15 protein-coding genes are annotated in these 17611 nt (G+C 66.6%); 9 read left to right on the forward strand and 6 right to left on the reverse strand.

The genetic code is table 11. The features are described 5' to 3' along the window. Window positions 1-19: 19 nt before the first annotated feature. On the forward strand, window positions 20-1138 hold the full coding sequence (locus tag KF837_12315) for a bifunctional folylpolyglutamate synthase/dihydrofolate synthase (protein MBX3228096.1): 1119 nt from the start codon (window positions 20-22) through the stop codon (window positions 1136-1138). Between the two features lie 41 nt (window positions 1139-1179). On the opposite strand, the gene KF837_12320 is transcribed toward KF837_12315, so the two are convergent. The 4 genes from KF837_12320 to KF837_12335 are packed head-to-tail and all read right to left on the reverse strand — an operon-like array spanning window position 1180 to window position 4779. Then, entirely contained in the window at window positions 1180-2367 is a 1188-nt protein-coding gene (locus KF837_12320) for an SGNH/GDSL hydrolase family protein (protein ID MBX3228097.1), read from the reverse strand. Further along, on the reverse strand, window positions 2348-4186 hold the full coding sequence (locus tag KF837_12325; protein ID MBX3228098.1) for a carbamoyltransferase: 1839 nt from the start codon (window positions 4184-4186) through the stop codon (window positions 2348-2350). The genes KF837_12320 and KF837_12325 overlap by 20 nt, the downstream gene beginning before the upstream one ends. A 3-nt stretch (window positions 4187-4189) precedes the next feature. Beyond that, the gene (locus KF837_12330; GenBank protein ID MBX3228099.1) at window positions 4190-4342 is read right to left on the reverse strand and encodes a hypothetical protein; all 153 of its coding nucleotides are present in this window, start codon (window positions 4340-4342) and stop codon (window positions 4190-4192) included. An 11-nt stretch (window positions 4343-4353) separates the two neighbouring features. Then, a complete protein-coding gene (locus tag KF837_12335) occupies window positions 4354-4779 on the reverse strand; it encodes a hypothetical protein (protein ID MBX3228100.1) in 426 nt (141 codons plus the stop codon). Between the two features lie 309 nt (window positions 4780-5088). On the opposite strand from KF837_12335, the gene KF837_12340 reads away from it, so the two are divergent. The 8 genes from KF837_12340 (at window position 5089) to KF837_12375 (ending at window position 14295) form a co-directional block, all read left to right on the forward strand. Further along, window positions 5089-6150, forward strand: a complete 1062-nt coding sequence (locus tag KF837_12340; GenBank protein ID MBX3228101.1) for a Gfo/Idh/MocA family oxidoreductase — start codon at window positions 5089-5091, stop codon at window positions 6148-6150. A gap of 22 nt (window positions 6151-6172) precedes the next feature. After that, a complete protein-coding gene (locus tag KF837_12345; GenBank protein ID MBX3228102.1) occupies window positions 6173-7282 on the forward strand; it encodes a DegT/DnrJ/EryC1/StrS family aminotransferase in 1110 nt (369 codons plus the stop codon). Further along, window positions 7279-7932, forward strand: a complete 654-nt coding sequence (locus KF837_12350; GenBank protein ID MBX3228103.1) for an N-acetyltransferase — start codon at window positions 7279-7281, stop codon at window positions 7930-7932. Before KF837_12345 ends, KF837_12350 begins: the two co-directional genes overlap by 4 nt. Further along, window positions 7929-8597: an imidazole glycerol phosphate synthase subunit HisH gene (hisH, locus tag KF837_12355; GenBank protein ID MBX3228104.1), complete on the forward strand. Its 669-nt coding sequence runs from the start codon at window positions 7929-7931 to the stop codon at window positions 8595-8597. The genes KF837_12350 and hisH overlap by 4 nt, the downstream gene beginning before the upstream one ends. Further along, the gene (locus tag KF837_12360; GenBank protein ID MBX3228105.1) at window positions 8590-9363 is read left to right on the forward strand and encodes an AglZ/HisF2 family acetamidino modification protein; all 774 of its coding nucleotides are present in this window, start codon (window positions 8590-8592) and stop codon (window positions 9361-9363) included. Before hisH ends, KF837_12360 begins: the two co-directional genes overlap by 8 nt. Further along, window positions 9360-10484, forward strand: a complete 1125-nt coding sequence (locus KF837_12365) for an N-acetyl sugar amidotransferase (protein ID MBX3228106.1) — start codon at window positions 9360-9362, stop codon at window positions 10482-10484. The genes KF837_12360 and KF837_12365 overlap by 4 nt, the downstream gene beginning before the upstream one ends. A 601-nt stretch (window positions 10485-11085) precedes the next feature. Next, entirely contained in the window at window positions 11086-11670 is a 585-nt protein-coding gene (locus tag KF837_12370) for a hypothetical protein (protein MBX3228107.1), read from the forward strand. A 93-nt stretch (window positions 11671-11763) separates the two neighbouring features. After that, window positions 11764-14295 carry an O-antigen ligase family protein gene (locus tag KF837_12375; GenBank protein MBX3228108.1) on the forward strand — a complete coding sequence of 844 codons (2532 nt, stop codon included), beginning with the start codon at window positions 11764-11766 and terminating at the stop codon, window positions 14293-14295. 5 nt (window positions 14296-14300) lie between these two features. Here the strand turns inward: KF837_12375 and KF837_12380 are convergent, their stop codons facing one another. Both KF837_12380 and KF837_12385 read right to left on the reverse strand, forming a co-directional pair. Beyond that, entirely contained in the window at window positions 14301-16553 is a 2253-nt protein-coding gene (locus KF837_12380; GenBank protein ID MBX3228109.1) for a polysaccharide biosynthesis tyrosine autokinase, read from the reverse strand. 115 nt (window positions 16554-16668) lie between these two features. After that, complete coding sequence (locus KF837_12385; protein ID MBX3228110.1) at window positions 16669-17544, reverse strand: class I SAM-dependent methyltransferase; 876 nt, start codon at window positions 17542-17544, stop codon at window positions 16669-16671. Window positions 17545-17611: the final 67 nt, after the last annotated feature.

Here is a 17611-nt window from a genome sequence, read left to right on the forward strand (position 1 = left end):
CGCCCGCGTGCCGCTCGGCATGCGCCTCGGCCTCGACGCGATGCGCGAAGCCTGCGCCGCCACCGCCCACCCCGAGCGCGCGTTCCCATCCGTGCACGTCGCCGGCACGAACGGGAAGGGGAGCACGTGCGCGATGGTCGAGTCGATCGCGCGCGCGGCAGGCCTGAAGACCGGCCTCTATACGAGCCCGCACCTCGTCCGTTTCGCGGAGCGTATCCGCATCGACGGCGAGCCCATCGACGACGCGTCGCTGGCGGTCGTGCTCGACGAGGCGCTACGCCACGACATCTCGTTCTTCGAGACCGCGACGCTCGCGGCGTTCCTGGCCTTCCGCGCGGCGAAGGTCGACCTCGCCATCATCGAGGTCGGCATCGGCGGCCGCCTCGACGCCACGAACGTGCTCCCAGCGGATACGGTGCGCGCAAGCGCGATCACGGGGATCGCGCTGGACCATCAAGACAAGCTCGGCGACACGCTCGCGGAGATCGCGCGCGAGAAGGGGGGGATCGCGCGCCCGGGCGTGCCGCTGGTGCACGGTCCGCTCCCGGCGGAGGCATTCGCCGCGATCCAAGCGGCGGGCGCGCCGCTCGTCGAGGCGCCACCGTACGACGACCCGATCGGCCTGGCCGGCCCGCATCAGCGAAGCAACGCGGGCGTCGCCGCCGAGCTCGGCCGCCTCCTCACCCTCACCCCCGCCGCCATATCCCACGGCATCGCGACGACATCCTGGCCCGGCCGCCTCGAACGCATCGCGACGCCGAAAGGCTCTTTCATCCTCGACGGCGCTCACAACGCGGACGGCGCGGCGGCCCTCGTGGCGGCGCTACGCGGCGAGCCCATCGGCGCAGTGGTGTTCGGCGCGCTAGCGGACAAGCCATGGCGCGCAATGCTGGCGCACGTCGCGGAGCTCGACGCGCCGCGCTTCTACGTCTCCCCCGCGGGTCGTGCACCCGCCGCGCCAGCCGAGCTGGCAGCGCTCTATCCAGGCACGCCGTCGGCGTCCCTCCACGATGCCGTCGCCGCCGCCTGCGCGAGCGCACGCGGTCTCCCCGTCGTCGTGTGTGGCTCGCTCTACCTCGTGGGCGAGGCACGTGCTCGGATCTTGGACCTCGAGCGCGATCCTAGCGTCGCTCTTTAACCAACTACGATGAGGTGGCCTCGCTTCGGTGAGCCGGAGCCTCATGGTGCGGCGAGTCCGGTCCTCCAACGCGCGCAGATCTCGTCGCCCATGAGCTTCGCGGCCGCGGCGTGCCCCATCTCGTTCCAGTGACCACTGCACTTCGCTCGATTGGGGAGACCATGAAGACAAGCCTTGCTCTCCTTCGCTTGGGCGAGCATCGGCGGGCCGAGATCGAGGTTCGGAATGTCATGGCGCTTCGCGATCTCGGCGACGCGTATGTCGGGAGCGAACAGGTCGTCGCCACCCACCTGCGCGAGGAAGCGTCGACGGATGTCGTCGTCGGGATGGATCGCGATGCCGTCCGCGATCGTCGCGATCAGGAGCGAAGAGCGCTTCTCCGCGACCTCCTGCTTCATCCGAATCAGGAGCTCTTCCGTCACGCGCCACGCCTCCTCCCATACCGGCGGCAGCGCGGTCTTGAACAGCTCGCCGGGGATACCGGCTTCGAGTACGGTCGGGCTCGCGGTGGCAGCGTCTCGAGACGCGCGATTCTTCCGAACCCTCTCCGCGAGCTGAGCGGTCCTCGAATGCGGGAGGACGCTCTGCCAGAGGGCACGCGCGCCGGAGAGCCCGGGAGGCGGCACGAGCGTGAGCGCCCCGTCGCGCATCTCGAAATAGGGGCGGTTCTTGACGGTCAGGTGGTCGAGCTTTGGATGGTTGTCCTGGACATCGTTCCCGACGAAGAACGCGAGGAGGACCAGATCGGGCCCGTATTCGAAGGCCTGGTCCTCGAGGCGCAGTAGCTCGTTCGCGGTCCCGTAGGACGAGACGCCGAAGTTGAGTGTCTCGATGCGGCGGCCGTTTCGCGCAGGACAGCCTTCGAGCTCGCGCTCGAGCAGCGTCGAGAACGCTTTGTCATGGTCGACCTGGAGGGCCTCCGTATACGAGTCGCCCATGACCGCGATGCGATAGACGCCCGGCGCCTTCGCGATCGCGTGCTCGACGTCGCGCATTCCCGCAGAGTTGAAGGACACGGTCGTGTCGCCTTCCTCGCGCCAGCGCGTCGTGAGGTTTGCTCTCGCGACCCAGCCGAGGCGGGCATCTTGGCGGTATATCGGGGGGTCTTCATAGCCGACGATGCGCAGCCCGAGCTCACCGATGACGAGGGTCGTGACGAGCGTGATCGCGGAGATTACGAAGACCTGACGTGCCCGCGCGCGCAGCGCTTTAGTCGAGGTCGAAGGCATTCTTGTAATCGAGCTTCAGCTTCTCGTCCTGTTTGCCCTTTTCCAGCCAGCAATTCTCGACGACGAGCACGTCGAGCTCGCAGCCCATGAAGCAGCGAAAGGCGTCTTCGGGCGTGCACACGATCGGCTCTCCGCGGACGTTGAAGCTCGTGTTCACGACGACGGGGCAGTCGGTGAGTCGCTTGAACTCGGTGAGCAGGGCGTGAAAGCGGGGGTTCGTGGCCGAGTGGACCGTCTGCACGCGGGCGGAGTAGTCGACGTGTGTGACGGCAGGGATCTCGGAGCGAGCGACGTTGAGCTTGTCGATGCCGAACAGCTTCTGTTGCTCCTCCGTCATCTTCGAGCAGCGCTTGGGTTGAACGTCGGCGACGAGCAGCATGTAGGGGCTGTCGGCGTCGAGCTCGAACCAATCGGCGATGTCCTCGCGTAGGACGGCAGGAGCAAAAGGCCGGAAGGACTCGCGGTACTTCACCTTGAGGTTGAGTGTTTTCTGCATCTGCGGCGAGCGCGCGTCGGCGATGATCGAGCGTGCGCCGAGCGAGCGCGGTCCGAACTCCATCCTGCCGTGGAACCATCCGATCGCTTGCTCGTTCGCGAGGGCATGCGCCGTGCGCGTGATGATCTCGGCGTCGTCGAGGACGTCAAACTTCGCTCCGGCCGCACGGAGCCGCGTTTGAGCATCAGCGGGCGAAAATTTGGGTCCGAGGTAAGCGCCCGACATGCCGTCGACGGCGCCGGGAGTCACGACGCGGTCCTTCTCGTGGTGAATGTGGAACGCCGCGAGCGCAGCACCCACTGCGCCTCCGGCGTCGCCGGAAGCAGGCTGGATCCATATGCGCTCGTACTTTCCGTCACGGAGGATCTTCCCATTGGCGACGCAGTTCAATGCGACGCCTCCGGCCAAACAGAGGTTCCGGAGCTGCGTCTCCTTCGCGAGCGAGCGCGTCAGACGGAGCACGATCTCCTCGCAGACGTGCTGAATCGACGCCGCGAGATCCATGTGCCTCTGCACGAGGAGCTCCTTGTCGGGCTGGCGCGGCGGCCCGCCGAAGAGCGCATGGAACTTGTCGTTCGTCATGCGGAGGCCGGTGCAGTAATCGAAATACGATTGATCCAACCGGAAGGAGCCGTCCTCCTTGAGGTCGATGACGTTGTCGAGGATGGTCTGCGCATAGCGGGGCTCGCCGTATGGCGCGAGGCCCATCACCTTGTACTCACCGGAGTTGACCTTGAAGCCGGTGTAGTAGGTGAATGCCGAATAGAGGAGACCGATCGAGTGCGGGAAATGGATCTCCTTCGTGACGGTGAGCTGCTTGCCGTCGCCGATCGCGCAGGAGGTCGTCGCCCACTCCCCGACACCGTCCATCGTGAGGACGACCGCTTTCTCGAACGGTGATGGGAAGAACGCGCTCGCCGCGTGGCTCACGTGATGCTCGGAGAAGAGGAGCTTCTCGAGATCGAATGCGTCGTCGACGTTCCGCAGGTGATCTCGCAGGAGGTCTTTTTGAAAGAGCTTCTCGCGCAGCCAGAGCGGTATTGCCATGCTGAAGGAACGAAAGCCCTTCGGCGCAAACGCGAGATATGTCTCCAGCAGCCGCTCGAACTTGAGGAATGGCTTGTCGTAAAAGGCGACGGCGTCGATGTCGCGGAGCCGCGTGCCGGCCTCGGAGAGCACGTACTCGAGCGCGTGCTTCGGGAAGCCCGCGTCGTGTTTCTTTCGTGTGAAGCGCTCTTCCTGAGCTGCGGCAACGACGCGTCCGTCGTCGATCAGCGCCGCGGCACTGTCGTGGTAGAAGGCCGAGATGCCGACGATACGCATCGCTCAGAACAGCGTATAGATGAACGGCGCGACGGCAGAACCCTTGGCCAGGACGAGGAGCAACCCGAGCACGAACATCGAGACGACGAGCGGGATGAGCCAATACTTCTTGCGAGCACGCAGGAACTGCCAAAGCTCGACGACGAGGGAGAGCATCGGACCTCGCGTTAGAACTGGCGACGGAGGGAAGCGGGCTCCGGACCAGGGGGGGACCTCGGGATCCAGTAGCTAGCGGCGCCGCCGTCGCGGTGAAGGCGCAGGAAGTCCTTCCCGAGCACGCGAAGGAACAGCGCGAGCGGCGTAAGGACGAAATAGAAGAACACCCCGAGGAAGATGGGGCTCGTGACCTTGCCGATGAGCAGTCCGAGCTTGAACCAGAGGAGATTGAGCGGAGCGAGCACACGCGGCGCCACGAGCGTGACGAGGAGGAACACCGCTGCAATGGGCGCCGCCCACCAACGCACGGGATGGCCCTTCACCAAGGGCGCGAGGGCGACGACAGCGAAGGCGACGGTCATGACGAAACCGAACGAGCGGTTCGTCGAACGCTTGACCTCGTGCTCGCGCTTGTAGTCGTCGTGAACCTCGCTCATGACCCGTGAAACCTCGCGCCTCGTACCGCTGCACCCTTAAGGTGTCAAGGAGGGGGCCGGGATCCCTGTGCGCCTTCCAGCTTGTTGTTCGCCGTTCTCTGCGGCCGGGAAGAGTCGCGCGGCTCGTCGATCTCGGCTGCGCGCTCTCTCCTTGCGACACTCGCGTGGATGAGGCATATCATCGCAGTCGCGGGCTCCGTGGCGAGTTGACGAGAGCTGATCCATGCAAGCGCGCGAACGCCGAAGGAGCGCTGTGCTAAGTGCGCCTCGAACGGCGGCGTCCGCGGCGCCACCAAGGATGCGAGAGTCATGCTGAGGTTTGCGCTCGTCGGTTGCGGGAGGATCGCTGAACGGCACGCTCAGCTTCTGGCGACGAAACAGGTCGCCAACGCCATGTTGGTCGGCGTCACGGACATCGTGCCGGAGCGCGCGGCGAAGTTCGGGGCCGTGTATGGTGTTCCCCACTTCACGGACATGGACGAGATGATGACGTCGGTTCATCCCGACGTCGTCGTCGTCCTGACTCCGAGTGGTCTTCACGCAGAGCACGTCATCCGCCTGAGCCGCCATGGCAAGGCGATCGTCTGCGAGAAGCCTATGGCGCTCACCCTCGACGACGCGGACGCGATGATCGCGGCGTGCGATCATGCAGGCTGCAAGCTCTTCATCGTCAAGCAGAACCGCTGGAATCTCCCGGTGCGCAAGCTCCGCGAGGCGATGGACGCGGGCCGGTTCGGCAAGCTCGTCATGGGCACGATTCGCGTGCGCTGGTGCCGCAAGCAGGAGTACTACGACCAAGATTCGTGGCGCGGAACGTGGCGCTATGACGGCGGTATCCTCGCCAACCAGGCAAGCCACCACGTCGATCTCCTCGAGTGGCTCATGGGCTCCGTCGAGTCCGTGTTCGCGAAGAGCAGCACCTCTCTCGTCAATGTCGAGACCGAGGACACGGCGGTCGCGGTCCTCCGCTTCACGAATGGTGCGCTTGGTGTCATCGAGGCGACGACCGCCACGCGGCCCGACAACCTCGAGGGATCGGTGTCGGTGCTCGGAGAGGGGGGAACGGTGGAAATTGCCGGCTTCGCCGTGAACGAAATGCGGCATTGGAGCTTCGTTCACAAGCACCCCGGTGACGAGGAGATCCTCAAGAGGTTTTCGGTGAACCCACCGAACGTCTACGGTTTCGGCCATCAGGCGTACCTTGAGCACGTCGTCGACTGCGTCGCGAATGGAGCGCCGGCGCTGGTCGATGGCCTCGAGGGACGCAAGAGCCTCGAGCTCATCACCGCGCTCTACGAGTCCATCGAGACCGGCGAAGAGGTCCGGCTACGCTTCAAGCCGCGCCGAAGCAAGCTCGGTCACGAGAAGTGAGCCTGCAATGAAAGTTCCGTTCTTGGACCTCAAGGCTCAGCGAACGCAGCTCTCGAAGGAGCTCGACTCCGCCGTCCGCGACGTAATGGACGCGAGCGCGTTCATCGGCGGGGCACAGCTCCGTGCGTTCGAGCAGGGTTTCGCGGCGGCGCAGGGCGTGCGTCATTGCATCGGTGTGGGAAACGGCACCGATGCGCTCGTCGTCATCCTGAGGGCCTTAGGTCTTGGTGCCAATGAGGTCGTCATCACCGCTGCAAACTCCTTCATCGCGAGCTCCGAGGCGGTGACGCTCGCCGGTGGGCGCCCGGCGTTCGCGGACTGCGGACCAAACTACGTGATGACGGCCGAGACCCTCTCGGCCGCGATCGAGCGCGAGAAGAAGGCGGGCCGCAGGGTCCGCGGCGTCATCGTCGTGCACCTTTACGGCCGGAGCTGCGACATGACCGCGCTCGGCGCGGTCGCCGAGCGCCACGAGCTGTTCGTCGTCGAGGATTGCGCGCAGGCCCATCTCGGTATGCATGCTGGAAAGCCGGTTGGCGGCTTCGGCGTTGCGGCCGCGTTCAGCTTCTACCCGGGGAAGAACCTCGGTGCCTTCGGCGACGCGGGCGCGATCGTCTCGAACGACGCCGCGCTCGCCGAGCGCATGCGCATGCTCGCCAACCATGGCCGGAAGGCGAAGTACGACCACGAGATCGAAGGCACCAACTCGCGCCTCGACAACCTCCAAGCTGCGGTGCTGAACGTGAAGTTGCCGCACCTCCGTGCCTGGACGGAGGCGCGGATCCGCGCTGCCGATCGCTATCGCGAGCGCCTCGCGAACGTGCGCGGCGTCGTCGTTCCGGCTGCGACCCCCGCCTTCGAGCATGTCTACCACCTGTTCGTCGTTCGCGTCGCGAATCGCTCCGCCGTGAAGGAGAAGCTCGCGGCGGCAGGCATCGACACGGGCGTGCACTACCCGCACGCGCTGCCCGATCTCGCCGCCTATGCGTATCTCGAAACGCGGCGTGAAGAGCACGAGAACGCGAGCGACTGGTCGTCTTCGATCCTCAGCCTGCCGATGTTCCCGGAGATCACCGACGCCCAGATCGATCATGTCGCCGACGCGCTCGCGGACGCGGTGAGCGGCTCATGACGGAGCGTGCGGCCGGCGTCTTCGTACACCCGTCGTCGTACGTCGACGAGCCGTCGACGCTCGGTGCCGGCACGACGATCTGGTTCTTTTGCCATGTCTCGAAGAACGTACACCTCGGCGAGTCGTGCAATCTCGGCCAGAACGTCTTCGTGGGCGAGGACGTGCGCATCGGCAACAACGTCAAGATCCAGAACAACGTCTCGGTGTATCCGGGCGTCACGATCGAGGATGACGTGTTCCTCGGCCCGTCTTGTGTCTTCACCAACGTGTCGAATCCGCGCTCCGCCGTCGCACGCCGCCATCTCTACGAATCGACGCTCGTCCGTCGTGGCGCCACGATCGGCGCGAACGCGACGATCGTTTGCGGCGTCACGATCGGCCGCCACGCCTTCGTTGCGGCGGGCGCCGTCGTCACGAAGTCGGTCGCTGACTACGCGATGATGAGCGGCGTGCCGGCGCGTCGCGTGGGGTGGATGAGCCGCCATGGCCACAAGCTCCAGGCAGGAGCGGACGGTGTGATGGTCTGTCCCGAATCGGGTCTGCGCTACCGGCTCGAGGGTGACCGACTCCGCTGCCTCGACGTCGATGACGATTCGCCGCTTCCGACCGAGCTCCGCAAGGGCATCAAGCGGTATCGAGAATACGGATGAGCTCTGGACCAGCAAGCAGCCGACTTGTCGTCGTCGACTACGGCGTCAACAACGTCGGCTCCGTCATCAACATGTTCCGCCGCATCGGAGTCGAGGCCGACGCGGTGCGCACCTCCGAGCGGATCGCGGAGGCGAGCGCGATCGTCCTGCCGGGCATCGGCGCGTTCGACGCCGGGATCCAGAACCTCAAGAGTCGCGGCCTGTTCGAGGCGATCCAGCGCCGGGTGCGGGACGATCGTGTCCCTATCCTCGGTATCTGCCTCGGTATGCAGCTCCTCGGCAGCGGCAGCGAGGAGGGGAAGCTCGAGGGGCTCGGTCTCGTCCCGGCGTTCACGCGTCGGTTCGCGTTCGAGGGACCGCGCGCGCGCGACCTCAAGGTCCCGCATATGGGCTGGAACCGCACGAAGTGCCTCGACCGCGAGCTCTTTGCCGAGCTCGACGAGGAGGGGCGCTTCTACTACGTCCACTCGTACCACGTCGTTTGCGAGGATCCGCGGGACGTCGCGGCGTCTTGCATCTATGGCATTCCATTTGCGGCCGCGCTTCGTCGCGATCATGTCATGGGCACCCAGTTTCATCCGGAGAAGAGTCATCGCTACGGGCTCGCCGTGTTGAGAGGTTTCGTCCGCGCAGCGCGCTGCTCCGAGAGACTGGCTGATGCTTAGCGTCCGCGTCATTCCGGTCCTCCTTCTCCGCCGGAGCGGTCTCGTGAAGACGGTGCGCTTTCGGAACGCCGCGTACGTCGGCGATCCGATCAACATCGTGCGGATCTTCAGCGAGAAGGAGGTCGACGAGCTCATCCTGACCGAGATCCGCGCGACGAAGGACGGGAAGAGGCCGGACTTCGAGCTCCTCGAGCAGATCGCAAGCGAGGCCTTCATGCCCATCTGCTACGGCGGCGGCGTTCGCTCTGTCGATGATGCGACACGCATCCTGCGGCTTGGGATGGAGAAGGTGTCGATCAACACCGCTGCCCTCGAGCGGCCGTCGCTCGTCCAGGAGCTCGCGACCGAGCTCGGTTCGCAGTGCGTCGTCGCGTCGGTTGACGTCCAAAAGGACGCCCTCGGACGCTATCAGGTCTTTTCCCACGCGGATCGTCCGGTCCCGGAGACCAATCCCCTCCGCTGGATCGATCGCCTCATTCGTCTCGGTGCAGGAGAGATCCTCCTCAACGCAGTCGACCGGGACGGAACGATGGAAGGCTTCGACCTCACGCTCCTGCGCCTCGTCCGCGGACGCTTCGACGTCCCCGTCATCGCGTGTGGTGGTGCTTCCGACCTCGGGAACATGCGTGCGGCCGTGCGTGAGGGCGCGCTCTCGGCGGTAGGGGTCGGCGCGCGCTTCATCTACGAAGGTCCCTATCGCGCGGTCCTCGTGAGCTATCTCACGCGTAGCGAGATCGAGAGCCTCAGCGCCGGAGTCGTGTCGTGAGCGTCTGCGTCCGCTGTGTCCTCGATGAGTCCGCGAACGTCACGTTCGACGCGGACGGCGTGTGCACCTTCTGCCACTTCCTCGACAACCGGAAGCTCGCAGTCTCGCCGGCGAACCGCGAGGCCGAGTTCGCTCGCATCGTCAGACAGATCAAGGAGCTCGGACGCGGCCGGCGCTACGACTGCGTCATGGGCCTCAGCGGCGGCATCGACAGCTCCTATGCCGTCCTCGTTGCGGTCCGCGCTGGTCTGCGGCCGCTCGTCGTTCACGTGGACAACGGTTGGAACACCGAGCTGGCGGTTCTGAACATCGAGCGAGTCGTGCGTGGACTCGATCTCGATCTCGTTACCCATGTCATCGACTGGGAGGAGTTTCGCGGGATCCAGCTCTCGCTGCTGCGTGCCGGCGTCGTCGACCTCGAGCTCGTCAGCGACCACGCGATCATCGCCGGCATGTATCACACCGCGCGCAGACAGCGGCTCAAGGTCATCGTCACCGGCGACAACGAAGCGACGGAGTCCGTCCTCCCGGAGGGGTGGAACCATCACCGCAAGACCGACCTCCGCAACATCCGCGCGATCAACCGCGCCTACGAGCGGGCGCCGATGACGACGTTCCCGGCGCTCTCGTCGGTGGGGGTCGCCCTTCACAGACGCCTGCTAGGTATCCGCAACATCGGATTGCTCTCGTACACCGACTACAACAAGGAGCGCGCGTTCACCGAGCTTGAGCGAGCCGTCGGATATCGCCGCTATGCAGGGAAACACTTCGAATCGGTCATCACCCGCTTCTATCAAGGCTACATCCTGCCGACGAAGTTCGGGATCGACAAAAGGCGATATCACTACTCGCTATTGATCCGATCGGGGCAGATGACGCGCGAGGAGGCGCTCGCCGACCTCGAGAACCCGCCCTATCCGCCGCACCTCGCAGCCGCCGACAAGATCTACGTCTGCAAGAAGTTCGGGATCTCCGTCGAGGAGTTCGACCGGATGATGCGAGAGCCGCCGCGTCCGCACTCCGACTTCGCTTCGGACGATGCCCTCATGCGGCGGCTCATCGGGCTCCTCGCGCGAGCGCGCTCCGTGCGAGCGCGCGTGAAGGTGTTCACAGGTGTCTGATCGGCGCTCCTTCGTCGCGGGCGCGAACACCCGTTCCGGCGTGCGGCCTGGCGCGGTCGGGTCGTGTGGTAAATTGGATTCCGTTCGAGCGGTGAACACGTGGAGACGCCTCGATGAGCCTGCGAGCCTTTCACCGCGCGTCGATCTTGGTGGCGCTCCTCGGAGGAGCGTTCGCCGCATGTTCTCCAGACGACCCGGGCGGCGGTGACGACGCGGGTGCTCCCGACGAACGCGGAGCGGCGGCGAGTGCCAGCCTGACGACTGCGGGGAAGGCGACCCGCCGACGCCGGACGCATCCGACGCGAGCTCGTCGCTCGACGCGCTCGACGCGAGCTCGTCGCTCGACGCACCCGACGGTGCCTCGTCGGACCCTGACGCGTCCGATGCGAGCACGTCGGACGCCGACGCGTCGGACGCGAGCACGTCGGAGCTCGACGCATCGGATGTGTCGGATGCAGATGCATCGGAGGGAGGCTCATCGAATGTCGATGCGTCCGACGCGAGCACGTGGGTTCCGTACGAATCGGACGGAGGCCCATGCCCTGCGGGACCCGAGCTGAGCCCGGATCCGGCCCCCATCGTTACGTCGTTCGAGTCGCCCGTGCCGCTCTACCGGACGGGCAGCACGATCGTCGTTCACGGTGCATGCTTCACGTCTCGCTCGCAAGTGGAGATCCTGGGGACCAGCACGCACTGGGTCCTTCCGACCACCTTCGTCTCGCCGAACAAGCTCACCGCTTTCTGGGACGCAGACGGAGTTCGGTCCCAGTATCGAGAGAGCGGCTTTCGCGTGGTCACGTTCGTCACGCCACCGCAGGCGGGCGCGATAGACGATGATGCTGGCTTCAATCCGACTCCGACGGTGACGGTAAAGAAGATGCCCGTGCCGGAGATCGGATCACCGGAGCCCGCATCTGTTCCGGCGGGAAGCGCGACGTTCACGCTGAAGGTGTGGGGGAATCTGAATTTGAATCAGGTTGGGATGATTGACACGGGTGCGCAGGTTTTCTTCAACGGCGCGCTCTTACAGGACATCGTCTTCGGGTGCCCCGGAGGATACGACCTCTGGTGCTCGGTCTCGGCGACCGTTCCGGCCGCGCTCGTCTCGACGAGCGGCACGGCGCAAGTCACGGTCGTGAATCCCGGGGCGCCGCCGAGCGAGCCGCTCGCGTTCGAGATCCAGTGATCCATCGCAGAGGGGGGGACGGGGACGTCGTCGCGCTTCGTCTGCGCGCTTGCACAACCGCGCGGACCGCGCGCGTTGCGATAAGCTCGGACGGTGGTGTCTCGCGCGCACTGGCTCCTTGCGCTGATCGTCCCCGGCGCGGTGCTCGCGCTCGGCGCGATCCACACGGAGGTGCTCTGCGTCGTCGCCGCGGCGGCGGCGCTCGTCGCCTTCCTCGTCGCGCGCGAGGCGGAACCCGTGGTCCCACGCACCGCTGCGACGACGCTCGTCGTCGTCGCGGTCGTGCTCATCGCGTGGACGGCGCTTCAGCTCGTGCCCCTTCCGAGCGGCGTCCTTGGCGCGATCGCGAGCAGCAACGCTGACGTCTGGGCGCGGTCCCTCAACCCTTTACGCGAGGATGCACCCGCGTTCGGATCCATCTCGCTCGATCCGACCGCCTCGCGCGTGCAGCTCTTGCGCGGCGTCACCTACCTCTCCGTCTTCATCGCCGCGCATCACGTCACGCGACGGCAGGACGGCGTCGCGTTCCTGGAGCGCCTCATCGTCGCGTCCGCGGTCCTTCTCGCCGCGGCGGCGCTCCTCCATCCCGTCATCGGTGCTCGGCGCGTCTTCGGCGTCTATGAGCCGCGTGAGACCCTCGCCTACGATCCCGATCACCTCGGACCGCTGCTGAACACGAACCACCTCGCGGCATACGCGAACGTCGGTGCCATCCTCGCGTTCGGGTCCGCCGTCGAGCGGAGAGGACCCGTCCCTCGCGTTCTCGCCGTCATAGTCGTTCTCCTCCTCGGCGCGACGACGGTGTGGTCCCTCTCGCGCGGCGGCATCGCCACACTCGCGGTCGGTCTCACCGTGGTCGGGCTGCTCACGCTTCGCCAGCGGAGGCACATCGGATCTCCCGTCTTCGGGCCTGCGGCCGTCGCCGCGGCCGCTGTCGTCGGCGCGGCCGTGTTTTATCTCGCGGCGTTCGACGAGGCGCTGGAGAAGTTCGCACACAACGATCTGATGAAGCTCGACCTCGCGCGGAACGCGTTCGAGCTGCTGCGCAGCTACGGCGTCTTCGGCGTCGGCCGTGGCGCGTTCGAGTCGGTCTTCCCCGAGGTTCGGACGGGGACCGAGTACTGGGTCTTCACTCATCCCGAGAACGTCCTCGCGCAGTGGACGACGGAGTGGGGCATCCCGGTTGCTGTCGGCGCGCTCGGCGCGCTAGGCTGGGCGCTCCGCCCGCGCACTGTGCTCACGCGTTCGCGTCCTCCCATCGCGGCGTGGGCGGTCCTCGTCGCCTCCGCCCTCCACAACCTCGTCGACTTCAGCTCCGAGGTGCCCGGCGTCATGCTGCCGCTCATCCTCTGCGCCGCGATTGTGGTCGGGGGTCGTGGGAGCGACGGCAGCAAGACAAGCCGGGTCACGGTGTGGGCTCGGCGGCCCCGGCTATCGGCGGCGCTCGTCGCGGGCGCGACGGTCGTCGGGATCGCCGCGACCCTCCCGTTCGTGAGCGCCGAGCTGTACCGAGAAGAACGTTCGTTCCGCGATGTCGCGCTCGATACGTCCATCGATCGCGCCGAGTTTCGACGCCGCGCACGGGCCGTGATGCTCCGTCATCCGGCGGAGGCGTACTTCCCGTACGCAGGAATGGTGCGCGCGCTCGTGCACCGTGAAGACAGCGTCGTGCCGTGGGCGGCGCGCGCACTCGATCGCAGCCCCATCTTCGGTCGTGCGCACCTGCTGTTGGCCCGCGCGTTCTATGTACGGAGCCCGGCGCAGGCACGGCTCGAGTACCGACTTGCGTGTACGCAGGACTCGCGCAGCTGTGCGCTCGGCGAAGCGGCGCGGCTCGTTACGGAGCTCGATCATGCGCTCGAGCTCGTTCCCGAAGGCGACCGCGCCGGCGCGGTGCTCGAAGAGCTCGCGACGTTGCTCGGAAAGCGGCTTCCGGCATCGGTCGTGGTGATCGATCAGGCGATCCTCGCGCGCGATCCGAACGCGATCGGACCGTGGCGCAGGATCGCGATGGCGACCCTCGGCGACGTGCGCGACAAGGAGCCGTGGTGCGAAGGGGTCGATCGGGGCGCGTGCATCGAGGAGGGCCTTGCGGCGGCGACCCGCGTGCGAGCGCTCTCGCCCGAGCGTTGCGAAGGACACGAGCTCGGCGCGCAGTTCCTGGTCGAGAAAGGCGAGCTGGACAGGGCATTCACCGAGCTCGAGGACGCCGCCGAGACCGTGCTCGATCGTTCGGCTTGCGGTCGTGCGCTCGTCTCTCTCTCGGTGCGCACGGGGCAGCGCGCGCGCGTCGACACCGCGCTCGATCGCCTCCTGCGAGCTGGCTGTGAAGCGCCACCGCAATGTGTCGAGAACCTCCTCTTCGCGGCGGAGATCGAAGCGCAACGAGGTGGAACGCGCCGGGCGCTCTCGCTGACGAAGTCGGCCGCCGAGCGCGCGCCGGAGCGCGAGGACCTCCTCGTCCGCGCCGCACGCCTCGCCGAGGCACAGCACGCGTACGGCGACGCGCTCGACGCCTACACCCGGCTCGCGGCGCGGCATCCGGAGGACGCCGCGCTGGCGGCCGCGGTCGCGCGTCAGCGCGATGCGCTCGCGCGCGGGGTGCTCAAGGTCCCCCCGCCGTAGGCGCGTCAGTTCGGGGGCGGTGAAGCTGTCTCGCTCGGCGGGGGTGCGCCCTGCTGCTCTGCCGCTTGGAGCGGCCCGTAGCCATCGCGGCGATAGTAGTAGTAGCCCTCGTAGTAGTACTGGTTCTTGTTGAGGTTGACTGCGTTCAGCACGGCGCCGGCGATGGGAGCGTCGACGTCGCGGAGCTGTCGGAGACCTGTCCGCGCGAGACCGAACGTCGTCTTCAGCGCGCGAACGACGACGACGACGCCGTCCACGACGGTCGAGAGGATCGCCGAGTCCGTCACCGCGACGACCGGAGGGCTGTCGAGGACGATTCGGTCGAACTTGGTCGCGAGCTCGTCGAGCACGTGCCGGAACTTTTCGGACCCGACGACGTCTGCGGAGCTCGGCGGAATTGGCCCGCACGGAATGCAGGAGAGGTTCGGAACGATCGTCGGCTTCGCCGCTTCGTCGATCGTCGCCTCTCCGACGACGACGTTCATGAGGCCGACGTCTCCTGCACGACCGAAGATTCGGTGGAGGCGCGGGCGGCGGAGATCGCAGTCGAGGATGCAGACCCGCAGCCCGCTCTGCGCGAGCGAGACGGCGATGCTGACGGCGACCGTGGTCTTCCCCTCGGACGGCGCCGCGCTCGTGACGAGCAGCCGCTTGTACGGCTTGTCCGGGTTCATGAAGGTGAGGTTCGTGCGGAGCGATCGAGCCGCTTCGGCGATCCCGGAGGTCGGATCCTCGTGCACGATGAGCTCGGGCGGCAGCGCTCGCTTCGATTTCTCACGCGCGCGTCGGTTCTTCTTGGACCCGGCGCCGGCGACCCGCTCGTCTCCCGCCATCTCGGGAAGCAGTCCGAGGAACGTGACACCGAACCGCTTCTCGAGGTCTTCAGGTGTTTTGATCGTGTTGTCGAGCGTCTCGCGGATGAAGGCGAGCGCGATACCGAGGAGGAGACCGACGAGCGCGCCGATTCCGGCGTTGAGCCCGACGCGCGGAAAGATCGGCGACTTCGGTTCGGTCGGGAGATCGATGAGCCGGATGTTGTTCGTGTTCATCATCCGGCGGAGGTCCGCCTCTTTGAGCTGCTCGAGGAGCACCGCGTAGAGCTTCTCGTTCTGCGCGCGGAGCCGGTCGAGACGATGGAACTCGAGCTCCTTCAGGTTGAGGTCGACCGCCTTCTTCCGCGACTCTTCGTAAAGTCCGGCCTCGCCTTGTTCCTGCTGCTGGATGATCGCGACGTCACGTTCGACCGCTCGTTGAATCGTCTGGATCTCGTTGACGAGGGCGGTACGCGAGAGCGCGATTTTCTCATCCGCCTTCTTCACAGCGGGATAGTTCTCGCCCTTCCCCTCGGCGATGAGCTCCGCCCGCTCGCGCTCTGCGTCTTGATACTGCTTGCGAAGTCCGGCGAGGTGCCCGTTCGAGAGGAGCTCGGACGCGGGGATCTGGTCCGGCGTGTCGGTCGTGATCTTGGACAGCTCCTTGTGCCGCGCGGTGAGCTCTTGGCGCCGGAGCCGCGTGCGCGTGAGCGCGCTGTCGTACTCCTGCATCTCCATCCGGATCATCTTGGAGAGGTCGTCGAGCGTGCTCGACGGTAGATCGTTCTCCTTCTTGAACTCGTGGAGTGCGTTCTCGGTCTGTTCCAACTCATGCTTGAAGTGATCGAGCTGCCCCGACAGCCAGACGACGGTGTCGCCGGTCGCGCTGACCATCTTCTCGAGGTTCTGCGCGATGTACGCGCGGGCCACGGCCTCCGACAAGCGGCGCGCTTGTGCCGGCCTACCGTGCTTGAACTTGATGTAGACGAGGCGGCTGCCCTTGACCGGCTCGACGGTCATCGAGCCTCGGACCATGCCGATCGCGCCCTCGAGCGGCACGGGGGCGGTCGGGCGGTATCCCAGGAAGTCCGGATCGTTCTGGAGCCCCAGGTCGCGAGCGACGGTGGAGAGCACGCGATCGCTCTGGATGAGCCGGTACTGCGTCTCGTAGTACTCGCGCGTATCCCAGATCGCGCTCCATCCCACCAGCGGGTCGGTCTTGTTGCCGAGGGGCTTGATGACGTCGGGATCGAACTCGAGGAGCGTCGCCGCCTCGTACACGTTGGGGACGGATTTCGAGTAACCGAGCGCGATTCCCACGCCGAGGAGAAGGAACGCGAGCACGATCGGCCAGCGCTTCGCGATGGCGCGGAACCCCCACGCGAGGGCCTCTAGAGTTCCGCCCTCGGCTCGCGATTCCTCCGCCCCGATCGAATCCTGCTCCACCTTCGCGGTTTCCTATGACTATCCGCCGACCTTTGCCACTTGGTTGCGCGCGCGGCAAGTTTCGTTCGGAGCGGCGGATTGCCACACACGAGCCGTGCCCGCGCCGCTCAGGCGCTCAACGGATGGCCCGGACCCGAAGACTATCACCCACTTGCGCGAGCCGAAGCACGGTGTTGGCGGCGTGCTTGAGGGCGCGGCCGCGCCGCGTGCCCATGAGCCGGCCGTTGAGGTCGTGGCTCTTGCCGACGCGGTCGAAGCGCGCCTCCGCCTGCTGCGCGCGTGCGCGCGCGGGGAGCGCCCGCCGGACCTTCGCCATGATCTCGTGCGGGAGGACCCCCTGCGTGTAGACGACCGGCTTCGAGAAACCGGCCGCGACGAGCGCCCGGCGCATCGACGGGATCGAGAAGAGCTGAAGGTGCTCCGGTGGGCACAGCACCGACCAGTCCCCGCCGAGGACGCGGGCGCTGATACCGCGCCCGTGCGGCGTCGTCATGTAGAGCAGCCCGCCCGGACGGAGCACCTCGGCCGCTCGCCGGAGCATCGAGGGTGGATCCGTCACGTGTTCGATCAACTCGGACATGACGACGACGTCGAAGGGCGCGCCGGGGAGGGGGATCGTCCGGAAGTCTCCCTCGTAGAGGGGGCCGAGGCCGCGCGCCATGCCGGCGATGATCGCCGCGCGCGAGAACTCGACGCCGTGCGCGTCCCATCCGGCGTTCTTCGCCGCGCGCAGGATGCCGCCGTCACCGAAGCCGACGTCGAGGATGCGCCCGTTCTCTCTGTGCGGCGAGAAGGACTCGATGACATCGACGACGAGGCGATCGAGGAAGCTCGGGAGGACCCGTTCGGGGCCGGCCGCGTAGTGATACTTCGCGTAGAGCTCGTCGAGCTGCTCGGTCGTCGGGAGCGCGCCGACGAAGCTATGACCGCACCGCGGACAGAGCCACGCGTCCTTCTGCTCCGCGAGCTGTCGCGGCGGCGCTTCGCACACCGGACACCGAGTCCGCCTTGCCTCCATCGGGGCCGGACGATAGCGTGGAACGGCCTGGGCCGCGAAC

This window comes from Labilithrix sp., from assembly GCA_019637155.1.
Classification (GTDB): domain Bacteria; phylum Myxococcota_A; class Polyangia; order Polyangiales; family Polyangiaceae; genus Labilithrix.

Coding starts and splice junctions, on each gene's coding strand:
- KF837_12315 (MBX3228096.1), top strand. CDS start 20: ATGCGCCTCGGCCTCGACGCGATGCGCGAAGCCTGCGCCGCCACCGCC.
- KF837_12320 (MBX3228097.1), bottom strand. CDS start 2,367: ATGCCTTCGACCTCGACTAAAGCGCTGCGCGCGCGGGCACGTCAGGTC.
- KF837_12325 (MBX3228098.1), bottom strand. CDS start 4,186: ATGCGTATCGTCGGCATCTCGGCCTTCTACCACGACAGTGCCGCGGCG.
- KF837_12330 (MBX3228099.1), bottom strand. CDS start 4,342: ATGCTCTCCCTCGTCGTCGAGCTTTGGCAGTTCCTGCGTGCTCGCAAG.
- KF837_12335 (MBX3228100.1), bottom strand. CDS start 4,779: ATGAGCGAGGTTCACGACGACTACAAGCGCGAGCACGAGGTCAAGCGT.
- KF837_12340 (MBX3228101.1), top strand. CDS start 5,089: ATGCTGAGGTTTGCGCTCGTCGGTTGCGGGAGGATCGCTGAACGGCAC.
- KF837_12350 (MBX3228103.1), top strand. CDS start 7,279: ATGACGGAGCGTGCGGCCGGCGTCTTCGTACACCCGTCGTCGTACGTC.
- hisH (MBX3228104.1), top strand. CDS start 7,929: ATGAGCTCTGGACCAGCAAGCAGCCGACTTGTCGTCGTCGACTACGGC.
- KF837_12360 (MBX3228105.1), top strand. CDS start 8,590: ATGCTTAGCGTCCGCGTCATTCCGGTCCTCCTTCTCCGCCGGAGCGGT.